We start from the raw sequence: 20,986 nt of genomic DNA, 5'->3' as shown, positions 1-20,986 counted from the left end.
CCGAGAGGAGGACGCGCCATGGGTCACACATATCGCCGCAGGATCTCGTCCCGCCTCGCGTGTCTGGGCGTCTGCCTCGTCCTGGCCTGCGGTCCGGGGCCGGACTCGACACCGGATCCGGCGACCGAGCCTCAGCCTTCCCTGTCTCCGGAAGCGACGGCGGCGCTGGTGGAGGCGTTCCAGGCCGAACTCGACGCGGCGTGGGCGCAGGCCCGGGAGACGGACGAGAACTTCCCGGGGGCGACCGCCGCGTTCATCCTCCCGGGCGGACGCGTGTTCGGCTTCGCCACCGGCCTGTCGGACGTGGACGACGAGGTCCCGATGACGCCGGACATGCGCATGGGCTCCGGCAGCATCGGCAAGACGTACGTCGCGGCGGTCGCCCTGCAGCTGGCCATGAACGGAGACCTGGATCTCGATGCGCCGGTCTCCACGTGGCTCGGCGATGAGGAGTGGTTCTCCCGGGTCCCGAATCACGCCGACCTCACGGTGCGCAACCTCCTGAACCACACGGCCGGCATGATCCAGCCCTACTTCGAGGACCCCGACTTCGCCGTGCGGCTGGGCGAGGTGTTCCGCGATCCCGACGCGTACATGACCCCGGAGGAGTTCATCGCCGAGACGGTGCTGGACGCCGAGCCGCTCTTCCCCGCCGGCGGGGGATACCACTACAGCGACGTGCACTACACGCTCGCGGGTCTCGCCATCGAGGAGGCGACGGGCCGCGCCTACTACGATCTCCTCGACGAGTTCTTCCTCGACCCGCTCGGCCTCGACCTCACGCTGGCGGCGGATCGGCGCGACCTGCCCGGACTCGCGCAGGGCTACGCGCACCGCAGCTCGCAACTCTACGGCACGCCGCTCGAGGTCGTCGTGGACGGCCGGTTCATCCTCCATCCCCTCCAGGAGTGGACGGGGGGCGGCCTCGTGAACAACCCGCAGGCGATGGTCCGCTGGGCGAAGCTCCTGTACGAGGGCGAGGCGATCGAGGGCGACGACCTTCCCCAGCTGCTCGAAGTCGGGTTCCCTGCCGACAGCACGAGGCCGCATCTGGGATACGGCCTCGCGGTGTCCGTCGCCGAGAGCGAGCACGGGCTGACGTACGGCCACGGCGGCTTCTGGCCCGGATACAACTCGCTCCTCGCGTACTACCCGGACCACGGCGTGGCCGTCTCGATGCAGGTCAACTCCGACGATTCGCGGATGCGCGACCACATGCCGAAGCTGGCCGGCGTCGTGCTGGAAGCGCTGGCAGGGGCCGGGGGATAGCAGCCGCCACAGGACAACGGCCGCCGCGGGTCAGTCGGCGCGCGGGCCGGAGAGCCGCGCGCCCGCGGCGAGCACGAGGATCGAGGCCAGCAGGAGGGCGGTCGCCGCCGGGAAGCCGGCCCGCGCCGCGCTTTCCTCCCGTGCGGCCGGCTCGAAGACGGGCACCCCGTCCCAGTCGACCGCATCGATCGGGGTGCCGGCAAAGAAGTGCGGGTAGAAGTAGGTCTTCAACCGCTCATGGTGTCGGCGGACGACCTCCTGGTACGCGAGTTGCGCGCCGAGATCGGTGGCCGCGAGGCGGTCGAGGGCAAGCTGGGCCGCGAGCGGGGGCACGAGCAGGGACCACCGCCGCGCCCACCGTTCCCGTTCCCGAAGCACGTCCCGGTACGCGCCGGACGCGTCGCGTGCGGCCCGGTCGCCCCGGTGGTTCATGGCGTAGTACCAGGCCCACGTGAACACGTCCTCCGGGACCGTCCGGTCGCTCCACTCCGGGTAGTCCTCGAAGAAACCCCGCATCGTCTCGTCCTTCGTCAGATCCCAGGCTTCGTGATATCCCTGGCGCTGGCGCACGGTGAGTTCCAGCGCCTCCGGGACGGGGTGGAGGATCGCGTTCGCGAGGCTGAGCGCGGCGGGTGCCAGCAGGGTGAGCGCCACCCATGTCCCGACGAGGATCATGGCGTTGGCGGTGGAGGACCGGCGGCCGGACGCGACGCCAAGGCAGAGCGCGAACCAGAACAGGGTGTGCAGCGCGATGAGGGCGACCGCCCAACCGGCCCGGCCATCGAGGGGGAAGCCCGCCAGCGACGCCGCGACCGCGACCGGCACCGCCACCACCGCGCCGACGAGACAGGCGCGCGACGCGAGCTTCAGGGCGAGCAGGCGCCGCGGCCGGGCGAAGAGGCGGACAAGGTTCCAGGTGCCCCCTTCCCGCTCGCTGGAGACGAGGTCGTAGGTGAGGGCGATGATGAAGAGGGGGAGGAGCGCGATGAGCAGGAAGGCGAGGTCGAGGTCGCCCGCCGCGGCGAGGCGCGGGTTCACCGTCTCGTGTTCGTAGAGTTGCCCTTCGAGCGCCAGGAGCCGGATTCGAAGGCTCGCCGTCTCGACCTCCGTGCGGCCCCGCGCGAGCGCGGCCAGAGGCAGGGACGGCTGCGGGGCCGGAAAGGCCAGGTAATAGAGCACCTCCCCGGCTTCCGTCGTGGGAGGGTAGACGGAGAGGAGATAGGCCAGTTGGTCGCGGTAGGCGGTCTCCGCGGCGATCGCGGAGGTCCCGGCCGCTTCGATGTTGCGATCGCCGCGCCACGCCCCGTAGATCCCGATCGACAGGAGCAGGACGACGGCGACGGCGACGCCGTTGGAGCGCGTCAGCCGGAGGATGTCCAGTCGGATCAGCCGGAGCCGCGCCCTCACGATGCGGCCCGCTCCACCCCCACGCGCGCCAGCCGCGCCCGTGCCAGGCCGAGGCCCAGGAGCGGAAGGAGAATCCACAGGCCGAGCGCGCCGAGGGAGGGCGCGCGACCGGCGAACGCCCCTCCGAGCGCGGGCGGCCGCGTCCCGAAGGTCGGGAATTCCGCCCAGTGTTCCCGCGGCAGGCGCTGGGCGCGGTCGTTCTCGTAACGGATCTCGCTGATGTGGAGATCGTTAAGGCGCTGTATGAGGTCGTACCGGTGGGCTTCCGCCTGCGCCCGGAACGCCTCCACCGCCTCGGGCCCGGTCCCGGCTGCCGCCATGGAAAGGTCCCGCGCCGCCAAGTACGGGGAGAGCAGCCCGGCCCACGACAGGACGCGGTCCTGACGGCGCTGGCCTTCGACCAAGTCCCGCTGATGCTCCTCCTGGATCCGGCTGCTGATGGCCTCCCCTTCGCGGCTCACCACGCCGCCCCAGTTCACGGGAAGCTCTTCGACGGACGCCGCCTCGTAGCGCGCCAGGTACTCGTCCCGCAGCGAGCGGAAGAAGGGATCCTGCGGGTTGTGGCTGTCCCCGACCTCGTTCAGCGCGCGTTCCACCTGGGCGGTGAACTCGGCGCGAGAGGGCAGCGGATGCAGCGCCCCGGCGACGGAGGCCCCGAGGCGCGGCACGGCGACGCAGAAGACGACCCATACTGCGATCAACTGCGCGAGGGCGCTCCGCGAGGAGGCCCGGAAGGAGGAGGCCAGAACCGTGACCAGCACCCAGCCCGCAAGGTAGGCGGCGTAGATGCCCGCCAAGCCGGCCACGCGCCCGACCGAGACCGGACCCACGGCCCCGGACCCGGCGATGACGACGGTGGCGACACCGATGGGAAGGGCCGCGAGGGCCGCCACCACCCCCGTGCCCAGCACCTTGCCCGCGAGAATCTGCGCGGGCGTCGCCCCCTGGGCGAGGAGCAGTCGAAGCGTGCCCCGCTCTCGCTCGGCACTCACAGAGGCAAAGCCCGCGACGATGACGAACAGCGGCAGGAGCAGGGCCAGGACGCTCGCCGGCGTGAGGCGGCCGAAGCGCAGCATCCCGGTCGCGTGCCGGGCATCGCCGAAGTTGGCCGTGTTCTGCCGATGCCCCTCCAGGAAGAGCGAGGTCCCCGCCCAGGAACCGACCCCCGGGTCGAAGAAGGCGAGCGGCGCCTCCTCCCGAAAGACGAGGAACCCGTAGTGGATGACCCGGTGCGGATGACGGTCCGGCTGCGCGAGCCACTGGCGCTCGACCATCGCCTGGTAGCGGGCGCGCTGTTCCGCCTCGCTCGCCGCATGATGCCGGGCGCCGAGGACCGCGACCACGCCGAGGGCGATGACGAGCCCCAGCAGGAAGACCACGTACCGGTCCTCACGGACCGCACCCACCTGACGGCGGGCGACGAGCAGCACGTTGCGGAGACCCATGCCCTAGTCGGCGCCTCGAACGCGGCCGAGTCCGACCCCCGCGCCCGCGCCCACCAGGAGGAGGAGTCCACCCAGGACCGCGAGGGGAACAGCGGCGCGGCGCGTGACGTCGCCGGGCGCCTCGTCGGCGAGACGGAACTGCGGCACGCGGGGAAGGACGCTGGCGTCCATCTGCTCGCCGGCGACGATCGCGGGCACGAAGAAGTCCCGCCATCGCTCGGCGAAGGCGCGTACCTGCGACTGGAAGCCGGCGAACCGCGCGTCCCCCGTTCCCGCCGCATCGAGGAGCACCTCCTGGGCCATGAGTGCCGGCGACAGGAAACGGTAGCGGCGGACCAGGGCGATCTGCTCCGCGCGGCTGGCATCGTGTTCGGCCGTCACCTCCTCCAGACGGCGGTTGACGGCATCGGTGGCGGCCCATGCCAGCGCCCCCAGGCCGGGCTCGTCGGCCACCACGCCCTCGGCCATTTCGGGATGGTCCTCCAGGTATCGGGCGAGGAGTTCGCTGCGGCGGTTCACCGCTTCGTTCGAGGCCTCGCGCTGGGCGGTGATCATCTGCACCCGCGACGGCAGCGGGTGCAGCAGGCCCGCCGCGATGTTGATCCCGGCCGGGAGCACGACGACCAGCACCAGCCACGCGCCCACCAGCACCGTGGCGTTCCAGGCGGAGGACCGCCGCAGGCTGTTCACCCACGCCGCGAGCACGAACCAGAAGAGCGCGTACGCGACGACCGCGGCGCACCAGAGGAGGATCCGGCCGGGAGCGCCGAAGCCCCCTGTCACGAGGAGCCCGACCAGCGACACCGCCAGGACCATGCCCACCGCCAGGAGGGCGCGGAAGGCGAGTTTCGCCGCCACGACGCCCCGCGCCGACACGGGCTGCGAGAGGGTCAGCGCCAGCGTCCCCTGCTCGCGCTCCTCCGAGAGGACGTTGAAGCTCAGGGCCAGCACGAGCAGCGGCAGCAGGTAGATGACCACGAAGGCCAGGTCGAAGCGCCCGACCATCAGGTTGAGGGGACTCTCGACCTCTCCGTTCTGCTGGAACGACGACTCGTTCGTGTAGATGTTGACGTCGTAGTAATACGGCAGCAGGTCGCTCTGTCCGACCGTCAGGGCCGTCAGGGGGCCCGGCGTCAGCACCGCCGTGTGGCGGCCCCGCGCCCCGCCGAGCACGTTCGGGAGCCGCGGATCCGAGAAGCGCGAAGCGGGTTCCGCACCGGCCTCGATGTCGGCCAGTTCCTGCACGAGGGCCTGCGCACGCTCGACGTTGCCGGCCTCCGCGGCCTCCACGGTGCGCTCCTGAAAGCGCGTCCAGACCACGCCGTTGGCCAGCGCATAGACGAGCAGGAGCGCGAAGAGCCCGAGCGCGATCCGGAGCGCCCGGTCCGCCATGAGCAGACGCCACTCGTTCCGGAGTACCGTGCGCGCGGTCATCCTACGCCACCTCCGCGCGCCGCACGCGCGCCGCGGCGATCAGGATCGCTCCCGCGAGCCAGCCCCCGAGGACGACGAGCGACAGGATCCGGTTGCCAAGCACCCAGCCCAGGGTCGGGGCGTCGTACCGCAGCGGCGGCGTGGACCCCCAGAGTTCGGCTCCGGCCTGGTACGAGAAATCGCCTGAGCGGGAGTTCTCCGTGAGGTCGCCGTTCATGCGCCGCATCAGATCCCGGCGGTACGTCTCCGCGGCGATCGCGAAGTGCCGGTGCTGCTCGACATCGGTTCCGGCCAGTCCCATGGAGAGCGCGCGCACCGCGAGCAGCGGCGCCGCCACCGCGACCATCTCGTGGACGGCCCCCTGGCGCTCGAACGTGTCCCAGAGCGCGCCGTAGTTGCGGTCGAAGATCCGGTTGCCGAACTCCTCGCTCGCCTGGAGCAGGACGCCCGACTGGTTGATCGGCAGGTCTTCGACCCGCTCGACTCCGTACTCCGCCAGCAGGCCCTCGGTCAGCGCCTCGTTGTCCGGACGAGCGATGTCCTCCGTGCCGGACGCCATTTCCCGTTCCACCGTCTGAGCGAACTCGAGGGCGGAAGGCGTGGGGTGCATCCACTTCGACAGGTCCACCGCCACGCGCGGCGCGACGAGCCCGTTCACCACCCACACGCCCAGCAGGATCACGAGCGCCGTGCGCGTCGAGCGGGCCCAGGCGGAGACGGCCAGCGAGAGCGCGACGAAGGCGGCGAAATAGACCAGGTAGACGACGGCCATGACCGCGGCCCGGGCCACGGGGGATGCCGCCGGACCGGGGCTCCCGACGACGAGGGCCGCCGCCCCCACCGCCGCCGCCGGCACCAGCAGCAGCGCCAGCGCGCCGGCGATGCCGAGCGCCTTCCCGAGCGCCAGATCGCGCCGCCCGACCCCGGTCGCGAGCAGTTGACGAAGCGTGCCCCGTTCCCGCTCGCCGGCGAGCGCGCCGAAGGCGAGCAGGATGATGAGCAGGGGCACGAGGTGCTGCAGCACCTGCGCGGCCGTGAGCGCCCCTATGCGCTGGGCAGCCGTCGCGTCCTGCGCCGGGCGCAGCAGGAAGTCGTTCTGCCGGTGCGCCTCCAGCCACACCGATGTCCCGGTGTATGGGTCCACGCCCTCGTCCACGAAGGACAGCGCGAGGCGAGGCTTGAACGCATAGATGCCGTAGTGGGCCGCGGAATGGGGGTTCTTCTCGCCCTGCGACTCCCAGTGGTCGCGGGCCGTCCCCTGCGCGGCCGCGTGCTCGCGCTGCGCCTCCCGCGCCTGGACCCACCCGTGGCCCAGCGAGACGAGCAGCAGCGCTCCCACCAGGACGGCGGACCACCGGAAGCGGCCGTCCCGAAGTACGTCGGTGAATTCCTTGCGGATAATGTGGCGGATGCTGTGCCCAACCATCGACGCCTCCTAATCGTGCATGTGTTCCAGGTAGACGCGCTCGAGATCCGCGTGGCCGATCTCGTCCGTGCCCAGCTCCGTCACGAGGCTTCCGTAGCGCATGATGCCCACGCGCGTCCCGGTCTCCTTGGCGCGAAACAGGTCGTGCGTCGCCATGAGCACCGCGACGCCGCCATGCCTGAGCCGCTCGATCAGGGCCGAGAACTCGTTGGAGGCCTTGGGGTCGAGACCAGACGTCGGCTCATCGAGCAGGAGGGCGTCAGCCTCCTTGGCCATCGCGATCGCAATGCCGACCTTCTGCCGCATGCCCTTGGAGTACTCGGACACGCGGCGGTCGACCGCGTCGCGCTGCAGGCCGGCTTCGACGAGGATGTCGGCGAGCCGTTCGCGCCCCAGCGACCCCTTCCCGCCCAGAGCGGCGAAGTACTCGAGGTTCTCGAGCCCGCTGAGGTTGCGGTACAGCATCACCTGTTCCGGGATGTAGGCGAGCCTGTGTTTCGTCTCCCGGTCGTGGGTGGACACGTCCATGCCGGACACCAGGGCCTGGCCCCCGGACGGCGACACGAAGCCGAGGAAAAGGTTGATCGTCGTGGTCTTCCCCGCCCCGTTGGGGCCGAGGAGGCAGTAGACCTCTCCCGGCTCGATGGCCAGGTCGAGGGAATCGAGGGCCTGCGTGGCGCCGTAGCGCTTGCTGAGCCCGCGGGCCTCGAGGAGGGGCGGTCGCCCCGCACCCGAATCGGCGGTCTGCATGGATCTCCATCTCTCGCGTTTGCCGCGCCGTCACCGGCGCAACGGTCGACAAGTCTCCCGCCGATCTCCGGATCGGCGGAGGGGCTCTTCGCTACAGAGAGATCGGAGGCGGAGGCGCGCGGCTGCGGTGGGGGGGGAGTTGGACGGGCCGGGCACTCAGCCGGTGGCCGCGAAGCGCGGGAGCGTGTACGGGACCGGGCCCGCCGAAGCTCGGCGTCGCCGAGGACGCCACGGGCCCCACATTGTGCGACAGTTCACATACCGCACACGCCGCCGGGGAGTCGGCCGCGCCGTCGTGCGTATGCGAGCCCTCGGCGAGGCCGGCGAAGAGGAGCGAAAGGGCGACCGGGACGCCGGCCAGCAGGCGCATGGGGCGCCTGGATCGTCCGGCGTCGACCTGGTTTGCCATGGTTCCCCTTCCCTCCCGCGGATCGGCGCGCCGACCGACTGGAAAGCGGCCGTGTCGGCGGCGGCGGCACCTTAGAGAATGCGGGGCTCCCGGTCAACGTTGCGCCGCGCGCACCCGGGCAGCGCACGCTGTCGGGCGGTCAGCCGCGGCGAGCGCCCGCTCCAGATCGGCCTCCAGGTCCTCGCAGGCCTCGATCCCCACCGACAACCGGAGCAGCCCCTCGCCGATCCCCGCCGCCCGGCGCGCGGGTTCATCCATCGACGCGTGCGTCATCGTCCAGGGGTGCGCGACCAGGCTCTCCACGCCGCCCAGCGACTCGGCCAGGGCGAAGTGTTCGATACGGTCCACGAAGGCATCCACCGCCGCTCGTCCGCCGCGCAGTTCGAACGAAACGAGGCTGCCCCACCCCGTCTGCTGCCGCCGCGCGATATCGTGCCCGGGATGATCGGGCAGGCTCGGGTGATGGACGCGGGCGACCACGTCGCTGCGGTCCAGCAGATCCACGATGCGGAGCGCGTTCGCTTCGTGTACGCGGCTGCGCGCGTGAAGGGTCCGCATCCCCCTGAGCGTCAGATACGAGTCGAACGGCGCCCCCGATACGCCCATGACGTTGGTCCACCAGGCGATTTCTTCGAGCAGATCCTCGTCCGCCGCCACCACCGCCCCGCCCACCACGTCGCCGTGCCCGTTCAGGAACTTCGTCGTCGAGTGCACGACGAGACCGGCGCCGAACTCCAGGGGGCGCTGGTTGACGGGCGAGAGGAAGGTGTTGTCGGCCACGCAGATCGCCCCGATGTCGCGCGCCACCCGCGCCCACGCGGCAATGTCGGTGATCCGCAGGCGTGGGTTGCTCGGCGTCTCGATCCAGATCATCCGGGGCCGAAGTCGGCGGGCGAGTTCGAGCGACGCCGGGTCCCACGGGTCGACGAACTCGACGCGATACCCGCCACGGCTCGCCTCGGCGGAGAAGAGGCGGTAGCTGCCTCCGTAGCAGTCGCGGGGCGCCAGGAGCAGATCGCCGCCCGAAAGCAGGCGCGTCGACACGGCGATCGCCGACATGCCGGAAGAGGTGACGACCGCACCGCACCCTCCCTCGAGTTCGGCGATGGTGTCGGCCGCGAGATCGCGCGTCGGGTTGGCCGTACGCGTGTAGTCGTACTTCGCGTACACGCCCGGAGCGTCGAAGAAGAAGTTGGTGGAGAGATGGATCGGCGGCATGATCGCCCGATGGGCGGTGTCGGCGCCGAGCCCCGCCCGCACGGCGCGTGTGACGGGGGAAGAGGCAACGCGAGCGGCAGAGCGGTGGGTCATCATGACCTCTCCGAGTCTCGAGTGCACCTCATCGGACTCCGGAGATTCGACACCCTGAGACTGCGGCTACCGCCTCGAAGGGCGGCGGGCGGTTCATCTTCACGGCGGATGCGAGTCCACCGCAGGAGTTGGCACCTTCGCGGGAATGCCACTTCCCGCAGGTTGCCCCGGCGTCAACGGGCCTGTCCCTCAGCCGGTCTCGATGAGTTGTCGTGCGGGCAGTTCTATAGGGGCGACCGTCGGATGTCAAACCGCGCCGCGACGGATGCGGCGGCGCTAGTACGGCGTCCGGTCCGATTTTCGGATCCAGCGCTCGAAGGCGTCCCGCGCCCGGGCGGAGGAGATCCGCACGAGCGACACGATCCGGCGCTCCGCGAGCGGCCGGGAGAACTCGTCGTAGATGTCTTCGTCGCTGAACCGGATGCGCGCCGCGTCCTCCCGGGTGTTCGCGTAGTACACGCGGCGGATCCGGCTCCAGTAGATCGCTCCCAGGCACATCGGACACGGCTCGCAACTCGCGTAGATCTCGCAGTCGCCGAGATCGAACGTGCCCAGAATTTCGCAGGCCTTTCGAATCGCCCGGACTTCGGCGTGGGCCGTGGGATCGTTGTCCAGCGTCACGCGGTTCGTCCCCTCCGCCACGACCTCGCCGTCCTTCACGACGACGGCGCCGAACGGCCCGCCGCCCTCGTCCACGCTGCGCTCGGACAGATCGATGGCCCGCTGCATGAATCCGTCATTCATCGCGACGCTCGTTTCGCAAGGGCGTGTGCGCTCGATTCCAGCCGGTCGACGCTCGGCGGTCGACTCCCGGAGCACTCCCGGAATATACTCAGCCGTTCCCTCCCCGGTGTTCGGCCGGGGGCTCCCTCGTCCCTTTCCCCACGGCGAGCGCGATTGACGAACTCTTCGAGCGGCCACCCTTCCCGGCGGCGAGCGCGCGACCTCACGGTCGACCTCGGACTCCTGGCCACGGCGATCATCTGGGGCATCAACTTCTCCGTCGTGAAGGTCGTCCTGCGGGAACTCGATCCGCTCGCATTCAACGCCGTGCGTTTCCCGTTCGCGGCGCTGGCGGTCTGGTGCCTCCTCCGGGCCACGGGGCGACCGGTCCTCCCTCCGCGGAGCGAGTGGCCGCGGATCCTGGGACTCGCGGTGGTAGGCCACGTGATCTTCCAGGCCACCTTCATCTACGGGATCGACCTGACGCTTACCGGGAACGCCGCGCTGCTCCTGTCCACGAGTCCCGTGTGGGTGCTCCTGATCGCGTCCGCGCTCGGGCGGGAGCGGTTCAGCCTCGCGATCCTCCTGGGCGTCGCCGCGACGATCGCCGGCATGGCGATTCTCATCACCGGCGGCACGCAGGAAGTCGGAGGAGCCGGGCTCGGGGATCTGCTCGTCCTCGGGGCCGCATTCTCCTGGGCGTCGTTCACGGTCTTCGGACGACGCATCACGAAACGCCGGGGGGCGCTGGAGGTGACGGGGTGGACGCTGTGGGCCGCCCTCCCCGTCATCGTCATCATGGGGATCCCGGATCTGATGCGCGTCGACTGGAGTTCGATCCCGCCGGGCATCTGGTTCGCGACGGCCTACACGGGGGTCTTCGGGATCGCCATCGCCTACCTGCTCTGGTCGCGCGGCATGAAGACGATCGGACAGAGCCGGACGGCGGTGTACCAGAACCTCGTCCCGGTGATCGCGCTCGCCACGGCGTGGATGTGGCTGGGAGAGACGCCCACGCCGCAGCAACTGGGGGGCGCCGCCGTCATCCTTTCGGGCATCGCCGTGGCGCGGGGCCTTGCCGGGGGCCGGCGTCGTCGCGCGCCGTGAATCGCATCACGCGGAGTGACCGGAACAGATGAAGACGCGAGCTACGACCGCCGAACTCGTCGCCGGCATGCGGGCCCTGCATCAGCGCGACCGGGTGCGCCTTGTCGAGGACCCCTTCGCCCTCGGCCTGTGCGGCTGGCACCTGCGTCTGCTGATCAAGGTCCGGCCCGTCTCCTGGTTCCTGCTCAACCATGTCCTGCGGAAGCTGCGGCCCGGCATGCTCGGCGTGCTGATCCGGGTGCGCTACGCGGAGCAGGCGCTGGAGGCGGCCATCCGTGACGGGATCGCGCAGTACGTGATCATCGGGGCCGGGATGGATTCGTTCGCGCTGCGCCGGGCCGACCTCATGGAGGACTTGCAGGTGTTCGAGCTCGACCTGCCCGAAATGCAGGCGATGAAGCGGAAGCGGCTGAAGCGCATGGGCGTGGAACGGCCGCCGGGTCTCCACTTCGTCGCGGCGGAGCTCGGGGAAGTGCCCGTGATGGCGGCGCTCGCGGAATCCTCCTTCGACCCCGCCCGGCGTGCGTTCCTCTCGCTTCTCGGCGTCACGTACTACCTGCCCACGGACATCATCGCGGAGACCGCCCGTTCGATTGCCGAGGGCGTCGCGCCGGGTTCGCGGTTCGTGCTCGACCACCTGCTCGACGACGCTTCCGCGTTGCCCGAACACCGCGAGGCGCGCACGGCGCTGCGGAAATACGTTGCGAAGCGCGGCGAGCCGATGCATTCCGACTACAGCCCGGGGGAGATGTGCGAACTGATGGCCGGCGCGGGGTTCCGCACGCTGGAGGCCATCACGATGATGGACCTCGGCGACCGGTTCACGAGAGAACTCGGGCCTCTGCCCTTCGAGATACCGGGCATCTTCGCCTGCGGGCTCTACGAGCGATAGCGGCCCGCCCAGGGGCGTGGGCCACGGGCTTCCGGGCTCGCGGTAGCGGTCGGCGCCGGCCTATTCTGGAGCCATGTCCGAAGAGCACAGGGTAGCGGGAATCGTGCTGGCCGCCGGGTCGTCGACCCGCATGGGGCGCAACAAGCTCCTGCTGGACGTCGGTGGAGAGACCCTTGTGCGCCGGGCGGTCCGCCTCGCGGGTGAAGCCGGACTCGACCCCGTCATCCTCGTCACGGGACACGCGCGCCGTGCCGTCGAGCGCGAAGTCCGGCACCTCGACTGTACCGTGGCTGTCAATCCCGATCACGAGACCGGCATCCAGACATCGGTGGCCTGCGGCATCGCCGCGGTGCCGGAGGCCTGCGCGGCAGCCATCGTGATGCTGTCCGACATGCCGTTCGTGACCGCGCGCATGGTGCGGACGCTGGTGGAGCGTTACGCGGAGATGGACGCCCCGCTGGTCGTGTCGCGCTACGGCGAGGTCAACGCGCCGCCCATCCTCTACGGCCGCGGCCTTTTCGGCGAGATATCCCGCATGCGGGCGGGGTGCGGGCGCGAGGTCGTGCGCCGCCACCACAAGCGGGCGGTCCCCGTGGACTGGCCGGCCGACCGGCTCAGGGACCTCGACCGCCCGGACGAATACGAAGCCGTGCGGAGGGAGTTCGCCGGGGTCGGCTCCCGCTCGAGCGATCTCCCGTGAAACGCGACCTGCTGGATCTCGCCGCGAGTTTGACTGCCGAACGGCAGCCGTATGCGCTCGCGACGGTGGTGCGGAGCGAGCGGCCCACGAGCGGGAAGCCGGGCAACATGGCGCTGATTTCGGCGGACGGCGTCATGCACGGCTGGATCGGCGGCAGTTGCACGCGATCGGAGGTGATCCGCCACGCGCTGGAGACGCTGGATCAGGGGGAGCCCAGGCTCCTCGCCTTCGGGTCGAGTCCCGGGCGGCCGGACGGCCTGGTCCCCGTACCCATGTCCTGCAGCAGCGGAGGGAAGGTGGAAGTGCACGTTAATCCGGTTCTTCCGGCTCCCGTCCTGATCGTGGCGGGCAGTTCGCCCGTCGCCCTGGCGCTGGTGCGCCTCGGCGGCGCGATGGGGTACACGACCGTCGCCGAGACGTCCGAAGACGAGGCGCTGGCGGCCGCCGCCGATGAGGTCGTGGACGATCTGGCGGAGACGGCGGCGCGCTACGCCGAACGCCCCCGCGGCTGGAGGCTGTACGGAGTCGTCGCCACCATGGGACGGCGTGACGAGCGCTCGCTCGGGGAGCTGGCGGCCGCCGCCCCGGACTACCTGGGCGTGATCGCCTCTCCCACCCGGATGGAGGAAGTGCGCCGCGTTCTGGCCGCGCAGGGACTCGGCGGCGGCGACGTCGCCCGCGTGCGCGGCCCCGCGGGCCTCGACATCGGCGCCGAGAGCCCCGAGGAGATCGCCGTCAGCATTCTGGCGGAGATCGTCCAGCTCGGGCCGCAACCGACGGAGTCGGAGGCAGTCGAGGCCGGTGACGCGTCCGCGGACGAAGTGGCGACCGGGCAGCGAGCCGACGACGAGGCGACGGATCCCGTGTGCGGAATGACCGTCTCGATCTCGGGTTCTCCGTCCTCGGTCTTCGAGGGGGCACCCGTCTACTTCTGCTGCGAGGGGTGCCGAACGCGATTCGACGCCTCGCCGGAGGCGTATCTCCAGCAACAAGTCACGAGGGGGTGACATTGAGAAGCCTGGTGAGGGTCGCCGTGCACGTCGCGGTGATCGCATTGCTCTACCTGATGTTCTCGTTCTCGCTGTTCCTCGGACTGCAGGTCAGCACGACCTACGGGAACATCGGCATGGTCGTATCGATCGGTGCGGTCATCGCCTACGTCGTTCTGGTTTATCGCAGGCGCTCCCGGCGGGTGACGATGGAGGAACAAGGCCCATGAGAATCGAGGAAGGGTTCACGATCGACGCGCCCGCCGCGACCGTGTGGGGGATTCTCTCCGACCCGCGGCAGCTCTCGGAACTCCTGCCGGGAGCGGAAATCACCGAGCAGATCGACGACACGACCTGGGAAGGCGGCATGACCGTCAAGGTGGGCCCCCTCGTGGCGGCCTATACCGGGACCGTATCCTTCATGTTGAACGAAGAGGAGCGGTCCGCGGTCGTCCGCGCTCGGGGCCAGGGCAAGGCCGGCATGGGCACCGCCGACATGACGATGAACAGTCGTGTCACGGCGCTGCCCGACGGCGGGTCCGAGGTGACGATGGATTCGGACGTGACCGTCACCGGGATCCTCGCGCAACTCGGCCGCGGCATGACCCAGGTTGTGTCCAAACGGATGCTGCAGGAGTTCGTGGGAAGACTCACGAGCACGCTCGAGAATCAGGCGAAGGAGGCAGAGGCATGATTCCCCCGCAGTTCGACTACCACGCGCCGGCCGAACTGGACGACGCGATCGACCTCCTCGGCGAACTCGACGACGCGAAGGTGATGTCGGGCGGCCAGAGCCTCCTCCCGATGATGAAGCTTCGGCTCGCCGCGCCCGCGAACATCATCGACATCGGCCGCATCCCCGGGCTCGACACGATCGAGGAGCGGGACGGATGTCTCCGCATCGGGGCGCTCGTGACGGAGGCCCAACTCGAGGAATCGGCGGCGGTGGTGGAGCGCTATCCGATCCTGATCGACACCGCCCGCGTGATCGCGGACCCGCTGGTGCGCAACCGCGCCACGGTGTGCGGGAACATCGCGCACGGCGACCCCGCGAACGACCACCCGGCGACGATGCTCGCGCTGCGGGCGCACGTCATCGCCACCGGGCCGGGCGGAGAGCGCACGATCGACATCGACGACTTCTTCCACGGCCTCTTCATGACCGCGCTGGGAGAGGACGAGATCCTCACCGAACTCCACATCCCGGTGCCGCCCGCGGGCAGCGGGGGCGCCTACGTCAAGCTGGAGCGCAAGGTGGGCGACTATGCGGTCGCCGGCGCGGCCGTGCAGCTGACTCTGGACGACGACGGCAAGGTGACGAAGGCGGGTGTGGCGCTCACGAACCTGAGCTTCGCGCCGATCCGCGCGACCGCGGCAGAAGAGACGCTCCTCGGCGCGGACTTCGTGCCGGCGAGCGGGCTGCGTGGCGCCATCGAGAGGGTTCGTGACGCGATCACGAAGGCGCCCGACGCCGACGAGATCATCGCCGCCGCCGCCCAGGCCGCGGCCGATATGACCGAGCCCGTCGAGGACCGGCGCGGTTCCGTCGAGTACAAGAGGAACATGGCCCGCGTGCTCACCGCGAGGGCCATCCGCCAGGCGCTCGCGCGCGCCGGAGCCGGAGGGTAGAGCGATGGCGACACATCCGATCAGCGTCACCGTGAACGGCGAGGCGCACGCGATGGAGGTCGAGTCGCGCATGCTGCTCGTCCACCTGATCCGCGACGAACTGCGGCTCACCGGCACCCACATCGGCTGCGACACGACCCACTGCGGCGCCTGTACCGTGCTGGTCGACGGGAAACCGACGAAGTCGTGCACCGTCCTCGCAGTGCAGGCCGACGGCGCCGAGATCGGAACCGTCGAAGGACTCGCCGGGGCCGACGGCATGCACGCGCTTCAGGAAGGCTTCTGGGAGAAGCACGGCCTCCAGTGCGGCTTCTGCACGCCCGGCATGCTGATGACCGGCGCCGCCCTCCTCGAGGACAACCCGAACCCGAGCGAGGCGGAGATCCGCGAGGCGATCTCCGGCAATCTCTGCCGTTGCACCGGTTACGTGAACATCGTCAAGGCGGTGCAGTACGCCGCCGACAAACTCGCCGCTGGCGCCGCCGAAGCGGGGGAGGACAGCTGATGGCACCGAAGACTTCCGCCGACATCTGCGGCATGGGGCACTCCATGAAGCGCAAGGAGGATCCGCGCTTCCTGCAGGGCAAGGGCAACTACATCGACGACATCGTCCTCCCCGGCATGCTGTGGCTCGACATCGTCCGCAGCCCGATCGCCTACGGGAAGATCAAAGGCATTGACTCGAGCAAGGCGCTGGAGGTCCCCGGCGTCCTCGCCGTCCTCACCGGCAAGGACCTCGAGGCGTACAACCTGCACTGGATGCCGACGCTCATGTCGGACACGCAGATGGTGCTCCCCACCGACACCGTCATGTACCAGGCGCAGGAGGTCGCGGCCGTCATCGCGACATCGCGCTACGCGGCGGCCGACGGCGTGGCCGCGGTCGAAGTCGACTACGAGCCGATGAAGCCCGTTATCGACCCCTTCAAGGCGCTCGATGAGGACGCGCCCGTCCTCCGCACCGACAAGGAAGGCCAGACCGACAACCGCATCTGGCACTGGGAGGCCGGCGACAAGGAGGCGACCGACAAGGTGTTCGAGGAGGCGGACGTCGTCGTGCGCGAGAGCATGCACGTGCCGCGCATCCACGTCGCCTCGATCGAGACCTGCGGCTGCGTCGCCGACTTCAACCCCGTCGAGGGCCACCTCACCGTCTACATGACGACGCAGGCGCCGCACGCGATCCGCACCGTGCTCGCCCTCGTGGCGGGACACGTCGGACTCTCCGAGGAGAAGATCCGTGTCGTGTCGCCCGATATCGGGGGCGGCTTCGGCGGCAAGGTGCCGGTCTATCCCGGCTACGTGGTCGCGATCGCGGCCTCCGTCGTGCTGGGCAAGCCGGTGAAGTGGATCGAGGACCGGATGGAGAACCTCCAGGCGGACTCGTTCGCGCGCGACTATCACATGGACGCCGAACTCGCGGCCGACGCCGACGGGAAGATCCGCGGCCTCCGCATCAAGACGCTCGCGGACCACGGCTATTCGGACGCCCAGGCCGCGCCTTCCAAGTTCCCGGCCGGTCTCTTCTCCATCTGCACCGGCTCCTACGACATGGAGCAGGCCTACGCCGAGGTGGATGCGGTCTACACGAACAAGCCGCCGGGCGGGGTCGCCTACCGCTGCTCCTTCCGCGTGACCGAGGCCGTGCACTGCATGGAGCGGGTCGTGGACACGCTGGCGCACAAGATCGGGAAGGATCCGGCGCAGTTGCGCGAGGAGAACTTCATCGCGAAGGAGGCCTTCCCCTACAAGTCGCCGCTCGGTTGGGAGTACGACAGCGGCGACTATCAGGCCGCGATGGACAAGGCCAGGGAGATGATCGGCTACGACGATCTGCGCCGCGAGCAGGCCGAGAAGCGCGCGCGCGGCGAACTGATGGGGATCGGCGTGTGCAGCTTCACCGAGGTGCTGGGCGCTGGCCCGTCCAAGGACTTCGACATCCTCGGCATCAAGATGTTCGACTCCGCCGAGGTGCGCGTGCACCCCACGGGGAAGGCGATCGCCCGCTTCGGCACCAAGTCGCAGGGCCAGGGCCACGAGACCACCTACGCGCAGATCATCGCCGAGGAACTCGGCCTCCCCGCCGCGCACGTGCAGGTCGAGGAGGGCGACACCGACACCGCCCCGTACGGGCTCGGCACCTACGCCAGCCGCTCGACCCCCACCGCCGGGGCCGCGGGCGCGATGGCCGCACGCCAGATCCGCGACAAGGCCGCGAAGATCGCCGCCCACCTGATGGAGGTGAGCGAGGAGGACCTCGATTGGGAGCCCGGGAAGTTCTCCGTGAAGGGCGCCCCGGACCGGTCCGTCACGATCCAGGACTGCGCCTTCGCCGCCTACACGAACCTGCCCGAGGGGATGGAGCCGGGCCTCGAGGCGACGAACTACTACGACCCACCCAACCTCACCTTCCCCTTCGGCACGTACATCTGCGTGGTCGACATCGACCGCGGCACGGGAGAGGTCACCGTGCGCCGCTTCGTGGCCGTGGACGACTGCGGCAACATCATCAACCCCATGATCGTGCAGGGCCAGATCCACGGCGGCCTCACGCAGGGTATCGGCCCCGCCCTGTTCGAGGAGATCCCCTACGACGAGGACGGCAACAACCTCGCCGGCTCGTTCATGGACTACCTCGTCCCCACGTCCATGGAGACGCCGGCGTGGGAGACCGGGCACACGATCACGCCGTCCCCGCACCACCCTCTCGGCGCCAAGGGCGTCGGCGAATCGGCGACGGTGGGCGCGCCCCCGGCGATCGCGAACGCCGTGGTGGACGCTCTGGCGCACCTGGGCGTGACGCACCTCGACATCCCGATCACCCCCGACAAGGTGTGGGAGATCCTCAACGAGAAGGGCGTGGCAGAGTAAGGGTGCGATGAGGGGTGCGTCACGGTTTGGGCGACGCTGTGGCAGTTGCCCCGCCATGCCCATGCGGACATCTTCTCGCGCCATGATTCACGCGTCTGACATCCGAGCTCTCCGCGCCCGCGGAGCGACCTGCGCCTGTAGCACCTGCGTCTGTATGTGCTCGTGTCTCCACGACGCGTGGATCCGGGTGTGTTGATGCGCTGAGCCCCTAGCTCAAAGCGTTTTTCGAGCCGCCCCGGTCCACCGACCCGGGCGGCTTTTTTCGTGCCCCGTGCAACCGGACTCAACCCGAGAGAAACCCATGATTCGTCCCGCTTTACCGCAGATACACGTGCTGTACGAAAACCCGGCCTGGATTCCGCCGCTTCAGGAGGCGCTCGCGAGGGAGGGCTTCCGCGTCCGCCTCGTGCACGTAAACGAAGGGCTCGTCGACCCTTCGACGCCGCCTCCCGAGGGCATCTGGATCAACCGCATCAGCCCGTCGTCGCACACGCGCGGCCATGTCCACACGGTGGAACTGGCGCGGCAGTTCCTGTACTGGCTGGAGTCGCACGGCCGCCGGGTGATCAACGGGCTCGGCGCCTTCGAGCTGGAGATGAGCAAGCTCCGGCAGGATCTCGTCCTGCGCCGGCACGGGATCCGCACGCCGCGCACCGTGCTGGCCGTGGGGAGGGAGCACCTGCTCGAAGCGGCGGCCACCTTCGACGGCCCGTTCATCACGAAGCACGACCAGGGGGGCAAGGGCCTGGGGATCCACCTCTTCCGCGACGCGCGGGAGCTCGAGCGGCACCTCGACGGCGACGGCTTCGACGCCGGGCCCGGCGCCCGGATGATCCTCCAGCAGTACATCGACGCCCCGGAGCCGTTCATCACGCGAGTGGAGATTGTGGGCGGGCGCTTCGTGTTCGCCATGCGGAGTTCCACGGCGGACGGGTTCGAGCTCTGCCCCTCAGACGCATGCAATCCGATGCCCTCCGAGAGGGACGAGCCAAGCGCAGGCGAGGAAGCGGCGCTCGAGGTGTGCCCGGCCGGCCCCGGCCTCTTCAGCGCCTCGCCGGTGGCGGAGGACGACCCGCTGGTGCAACAGTTGGGACTGGGCGTGGATATGATTGTGATTGTTGAACTTGCGAGTCATACGTGCCGGATTCCCGCCCAATGACTCCCGCCCATTGCGGATTTTAGGCGCGACCCACCGAGCGGCTGTCCAAAGCCTTCCGAAGCTGTACCGAGTCGGCCTGCTGGTAACAGCGCAGCACCGTCTTCGGGTCCTTCCAACCGCCAAGCTCGCAGAGGACCTTGAGAGGCAAGTCCATCAGGTCGCTGGCGAACTTCCTCCTCAGCGAGTGCCAACCCCGGCCGCGCTTCGGCTCCAGCCCGGCAAGCGCCACGGCCCTGTTCCACCACGTGAGCGCCAAGCTGTTGGAGATCCACGTCCCCGCGTCGGTCGGCGGGGGCAGCACCGGCGCGTCACCGGTTGCGCCGCTCATCTGTCGCGCCTCTTCCAAGGCCGCCAGTGCCCGGTCGGTCACCGGCGTCCTGTGCCCGTAGCCCGTCTTCTCGTGCTCCGCCCTCCACCGCACCTCCCGGCCCTCGAAGTCGACATCCGACCAGCGGAGCTTGCGGATGGCTCCGATGCGGTGCCCCGTCTCGTGCGCGAGCACGAGTGCGACATGGAATCGCCACCCGACCTCCCGGGAAACCCCGAGCAGAGCCCGGTATTCCTCCTCGGTGAGAACGACCCGGGCGGGGTTCTTCTCCGTGGGCTTCCTCAGGCCCTTCAGCGGATTCCTGTCGAGCAGCGGGCGGCCCCGCTCGTCGTTGGAACGCTCTGCCCAGTTCAGCACCGCCATCAGGAACGCCAGATCCCATTCGATCGTCCGGTCGCCCACGGGCCTCCCGGACAGGCCGACCCTGCCCGCCCGCCGGGCTTGGATGAATCGGTCCCAGTCCCGCCGCGACAGGGTTTCGGGCCTTCGGTCGGTGCCGAAGAACCGGAGGAACATCGCGGTCGCGACCCTATCGTGCCGCCGCGACTTCTCGCCCTTGGCGGGCGTCACCTCCTCGGCGTAGATGTCAAAAAGCATGCCCAGCGTGAGCGGCTCCGGCTCGGCTTCCGCTTTGCCATTCAGGCCGGGGCTTGCAAACGCGGCGGCGGCCTCGTCGGCCTGCCTCTTGGCCCGAGTCCAATCGCGGTGCTTCAGCGACCGGGTGAGCCTGCGCCCGTTCTCGCGCCACTCCATCTGGTAAAGGCCGGTCTTGGGATCGGTGAACACCCTCACCCGGTTCCGGCCCCATTCGCCGGCGCTGTACGAGCGCCGACTTCGTTTCGTGCGTGCCATCATTCGATTCCTCTCGTGATGGACCGCACGACCTGCGCGAACAAAACTTCGCGGAGGGAAAGCCCTTGCGCCAGTTGCGGTTGCTCGAAAGCCGGTTTCCGTCCCGGAAACCCGGTCACCGGGGCCGGGCGGCGAGCGCACATCGACCTCGGGGTCCGTGTGCGCGGACACGCGTTCCGGATGTGCACGCCAGCGACGGCACATGTCGTTTGCCGGATTGCGGTTGCACAACGGCCTCCGGGGCGGCTGCGCCGCGCCGGAAACGGAGGCCGTGACCGGAGCGAC

The 20,986-nt window shown here is 69.8% G+C and carries 19 protein-coding genes and 1 riboswitch; of the genes, 11 read left to right on the top strand and 8 right to left on the bottom strand.

What is annotated here, in order from left to right; all coding sequences use genetic code 11:
* The first annotated feature begins 18 nt into the window (after positions 1-18).
* A complete protein-coding gene (locus tag RN901_RS10345) occupies positions 19-1,269 on the top strand; it encodes a serine hydrolase domain-containing protein (protein ID WP_310758202.1) in 1,251 nt (416 codons plus the stop codon).
* Between the two features lie 30 nt (positions 1,270-1,299).
* On the opposite strand, the gene RN901_RS10340 is transcribed toward RN901_RS10345, so the two are convergent.
* From RN901_RS10340 to RN901_RS10310, 7 genes are all read right to left on the bottom strand, one after another.
* A complete protein-coding gene (locus RN901_RS10340) occupies positions 1,300-2,676 on the bottom strand; it encodes a DUF3526 domain-containing protein (RefSeq protein WP_310758201.1) in 1,377 nt (458 codons plus the stop codon).
* A complete protein-coding gene (locus tag RN901_RS10335) occupies positions 2,673-4,121 on the bottom strand; it encodes a DUF3526 domain-containing protein (protein ID WP_310758200.1) in 1,449 nt (482 codons plus the stop codon). Before RN901_RS10335 ends, RN901_RS10340 begins: the two co-directional genes overlap by 4 nt.
* A gap of 3 nt (positions 4,122-4,124) precedes the next feature.
* Positions 4,125-5,555 carry a DUF3526 domain-containing protein gene (locus tag RN901_RS10330; protein WP_310758199.1) on the bottom strand — a complete coding sequence of 477 codons (1,431 nt, stop codon included), beginning with the start codon at positions 5,553-5,555 and terminating at the stop codon, positions 4,125-4,127.
* Position 5,556: 1 nt separating this feature from the next.
* Positions 5,557-6,981 (bottom strand): ABC transporter permease subunit, encoded by a 1,425-nt coding sequence (locus tag RN901_RS10325; RefSeq protein ID WP_310758198.1) that lies wholly within the window; start codon positions 6,979-6,981, stop codon positions 5,557-5,559.
* Between the two features lie 9 nt (positions 6,982-6,990).
* On the bottom strand, positions 6,991-7,731 hold the full coding sequence (locus tag RN901_RS10320; RefSeq protein ID WP_310758197.1) for an ABC transporter ATP-binding protein: 741 nt from the start codon (positions 7,729-7,731) through the stop codon (positions 6,991-6,993).
* Positions 7,732-8,233: 502 nt separating this feature from the next.
* A complete protein-coding gene (metB, locus tag RN901_RS10315; RefSeq protein ID WP_345782382.1) occupies positions 8,234-9,451 on the bottom strand; it encodes a cystathionine gamma-synthase in 1,218 nt (405 codons plus the stop codon).
* Between the two features lie 90 nt (positions 9,452-9,541).
* Positions 9,542-9,660: riboswitch (SAM riboswitch) on the bottom strand.
* A 67-nt stretch (positions 9,661-9,727) separates the two neighbouring features.
* The gene (locus tag RN901_RS10310; RefSeq protein ID WP_310758195.1) at positions 9,728-10,195 is read right to left on the bottom strand and encodes a nucleoside deaminase; all 468 of its coding nucleotides are present in this window, start codon (positions 10,193-10,195) and stop codon (positions 9,728-9,730) included.
* 153 nt (positions 10,196-10,348) lie between these two features.
* On the opposite strand from RN901_RS10310, the gene RN901_RS10305 reads away from it, so the two are divergent.
* The 10 genes from RN901_RS10305 to RN901_RS10260 all read left to right on the top strand — a co-directional run bounded on the left by RN901_RS10305 (position 10,349) and on the right by RN901_RS10260 (position 19,521).
* Complete coding sequence (locus RN901_RS10305; protein ID WP_310758194.1) at positions 10,349-11,281, top strand: EamA family transporter; 933 nt, start codon at positions 10,349-10,351, stop codon at positions 11,279-11,281.
* Between the two features lie 28 nt (positions 11,282-11,309).
* On the top strand, positions 11,310-12,173 hold the full coding sequence (locus tag RN901_RS10300) for an SAM-dependent methyltransferase (protein WP_310758193.1): 864 nt from the start codon (positions 11,310-11,312) through the stop codon (positions 12,171-12,173).
* Positions 12,174-12,246: 73 nt separating this feature from the next.
* Positions 12,247-12,873, top strand: a complete 627-nt coding sequence (locus RN901_RS10295) for a nucleotidyltransferase family protein (RefSeq protein WP_310758192.1) — start codon at positions 12,247-12,249, stop codon at positions 12,871-12,873.
* Positions 12,870-13,880: an XdhC family protein gene (locus RN901_RS10290; RefSeq protein WP_310758191.1), complete on the top strand. Its 1,011-nt coding sequence runs from the start codon at positions 12,870-12,872 to the stop codon at positions 13,878-13,880. Before RN901_RS10295 ends, RN901_RS10290 begins: the two co-directional genes overlap by 4 nt.
* A gap of 14 nt (positions 13,881-13,894) precedes the next feature.
* On the top strand, positions 13,895-14,092 hold the full coding sequence (locus RN901_RS10285; protein WP_310758190.1) for a hypothetical protein: 198 nt from the start codon (positions 13,895-13,897) through the stop codon (positions 14,090-14,092).
* The gene (locus tag RN901_RS10280) at positions 14,089-14,556 is read left to right on the top strand and encodes an SRPBCC family protein (RefSeq protein ID WP_310758189.1); all 468 of its coding nucleotides are present in this window, start codon (positions 14,089-14,091) and stop codon (positions 14,554-14,556) included. Before RN901_RS10285 ends, RN901_RS10280 begins: the two co-directional genes overlap by 4 nt.
* Positions 14,553-15,491, top strand: a complete 939-nt coding sequence (locus tag RN901_RS10275; protein ID WP_310758188.1) for a xanthine dehydrogenase family protein subunit M — start codon at positions 14,553-14,555, stop codon at positions 15,489-15,491. Before RN901_RS10280 ends, RN901_RS10275 begins: the two co-directional genes overlap by 4 nt.
* A gap of 4 nt (positions 15,492-15,495) precedes the next feature.
* Complete coding sequence (locus RN901_RS10270) at positions 15,496-15,996, top strand: 2Fe-2S iron-sulfur cluster-binding protein (protein ID WP_310758187.1); 501 nt, start codon at positions 15,496-15,498, stop codon at positions 15,994-15,996.
* Positions 15,996-18,362 (top strand): aerobic carbon-monoxide dehydrogenase large subunit, encoded by a 2,367-nt coding sequence (locus tag RN901_RS10265; RefSeq protein ID WP_310758186.1) that lies wholly within the window; start codon positions 15,996-15,998, stop codon positions 18,360-18,362. Before RN901_RS10270 ends, RN901_RS10265 begins: the two co-directional genes overlap by 1 nt.
* Positions 18,363-18,663: 301 nt before the next feature.
* Positions 18,664-19,521 (top strand): hypothetical protein, encoded by an 858-nt coding sequence (locus RN901_RS10260; protein WP_310758185.1) that lies wholly within the window; start codon positions 18,664-18,666, stop codon positions 19,519-19,521.
* Positions 19,522-19,540: 19 nt separating this feature from the next.
* Here RN901_RS10260 and RN901_RS10255 read toward each other — a convergent pair whose 3' ends face one another.
* On the bottom strand, positions 19,541-20,704 hold the full coding sequence (locus RN901_RS10255) for a site-specific integrase (RefSeq protein WP_310758184.1): 1,164 nt from the start codon (positions 20,702-20,704) through the stop codon (positions 19,541-19,543).
* Positions 20,705-20,986 lie beyond the last annotated feature (282 nt).

The organism is Candidatus Palauibacter soopunensis, from assembly GCF_947581735.1.
GTDB lineage: Bacteria > Gemmatimonadota > Gemmatimonadetes > Palauibacterales > Palauibacteraceae > Palauibacter > Palauibacter soopunensis.
Note: the sequence above shows the minus strand (reverse complement) of the source record. Positions and strands in the feature narration are given on the sequence as shown.

What these genes read in the sequence shown, in the direction of transcription:
- RN901_RS10345 (WP_310758202.1), top strand. Translation starts at nt 19, where the DNA reads ATGGGTCACACATATCGCCGCAGGATCTCGTCCCGCCTCGCGTGTCTG.
- RN901_RS10335 (WP_310758200.1), bottom strand. Translation starts at nt 4,121, where the DNA reads ATGGGTCTCCGCAACGTGCTGCTCGTCGCCCGCCGTCAGGTGGGTGCG.
- RN901_RS10330 (WP_310758199.1), bottom strand. Translation starts at nt 5,555, where the DNA reads ATGACCGCGCGCACGGTACTCCGGAACGAGTGGCGTCTGCTCATGGCG.
- RN901_RS10325 (WP_310758198.1), bottom strand. Translation starts at nt 6,981, where the DNA reads ATGGTTGGGCACAGCATCCGCCACATTATCCGCAAGGAATTCACCGAC.
- RN901_RS10320 (WP_310758197.1), bottom strand. Translation starts at nt 7,731, where the DNA reads ATGCAGACCGCCGATTCGGGTGCGGGGCGACCGCCCCTCCTCGAGGCC.
- metB (WP_345782382.1), bottom strand. Translation starts at nt 9,451, where the DNA reads ATGACCCACCGCTCTGCCGCTCGCGTTGCCTCTTCCCCCGTCACACGC.
- RN901_RS10310 (WP_310758195.1), bottom strand. Translation starts at nt 10,195, where the DNA reads ATGAATGACGGATTCATGCAGCGGGCCATCGATCTGTCCGAGCGCAGC.
- RN901_RS10300 (WP_310758193.1), top strand. Translation starts at nt 11,310, where the DNA reads ATGAAGACGCGAGCTACGACCGCCGAACTCGTCGCCGGCATGCGGGCC.
- RN901_RS10295 (WP_310758192.1), top strand. Translation starts at nt 12,247, where the DNA reads ATGTCCGAAGAGCACAGGGTAGCGGGAATCGTGCTGGCCGCCGGGTCG.
- RN901_RS10280 (WP_310758189.1), top strand. Translation starts at nt 14,089, where the DNA reads ATGAGAATCGAGGAAGGGTTCACGATCGACGCGCCCGCCGCGACCGTG.
- RN901_RS10275 (WP_310758188.1), top strand. Translation starts at nt 14,553, where the DNA reads ATGATTCCCCCGCAGTTCGACTACCACGCGCCGGCCGAACTGGACGAC.
- RN901_RS10270 (WP_310758187.1), top strand. Translation starts at nt 15,496, where the DNA reads ATGGCGACACATCCGATCAGCGTCACCGTGAACGGCGAGGCGCACGCG.
- RN901_RS10265 (WP_310758186.1), top strand. Translation starts at nt 15,996, where the DNA reads ATGGCACCGAAGACTTCCGCCGACATCTGCGGCATGGGGCACTCCATG.
- RN901_RS10260 (WP_310758185.1), top strand. Translation starts at nt 18,664, where the DNA reads ATGATTCGTCCCGCTTTACCGCAGATACACGTGCTGTACGAAAACCCG.
- RN901_RS10255 (WP_310758184.1), bottom strand. Translation starts at nt 20,704, where the DNA reads ATGATGGCACGCACGAAACGAAGTCGGCGCTCGTACAGCGCCGGCGAA.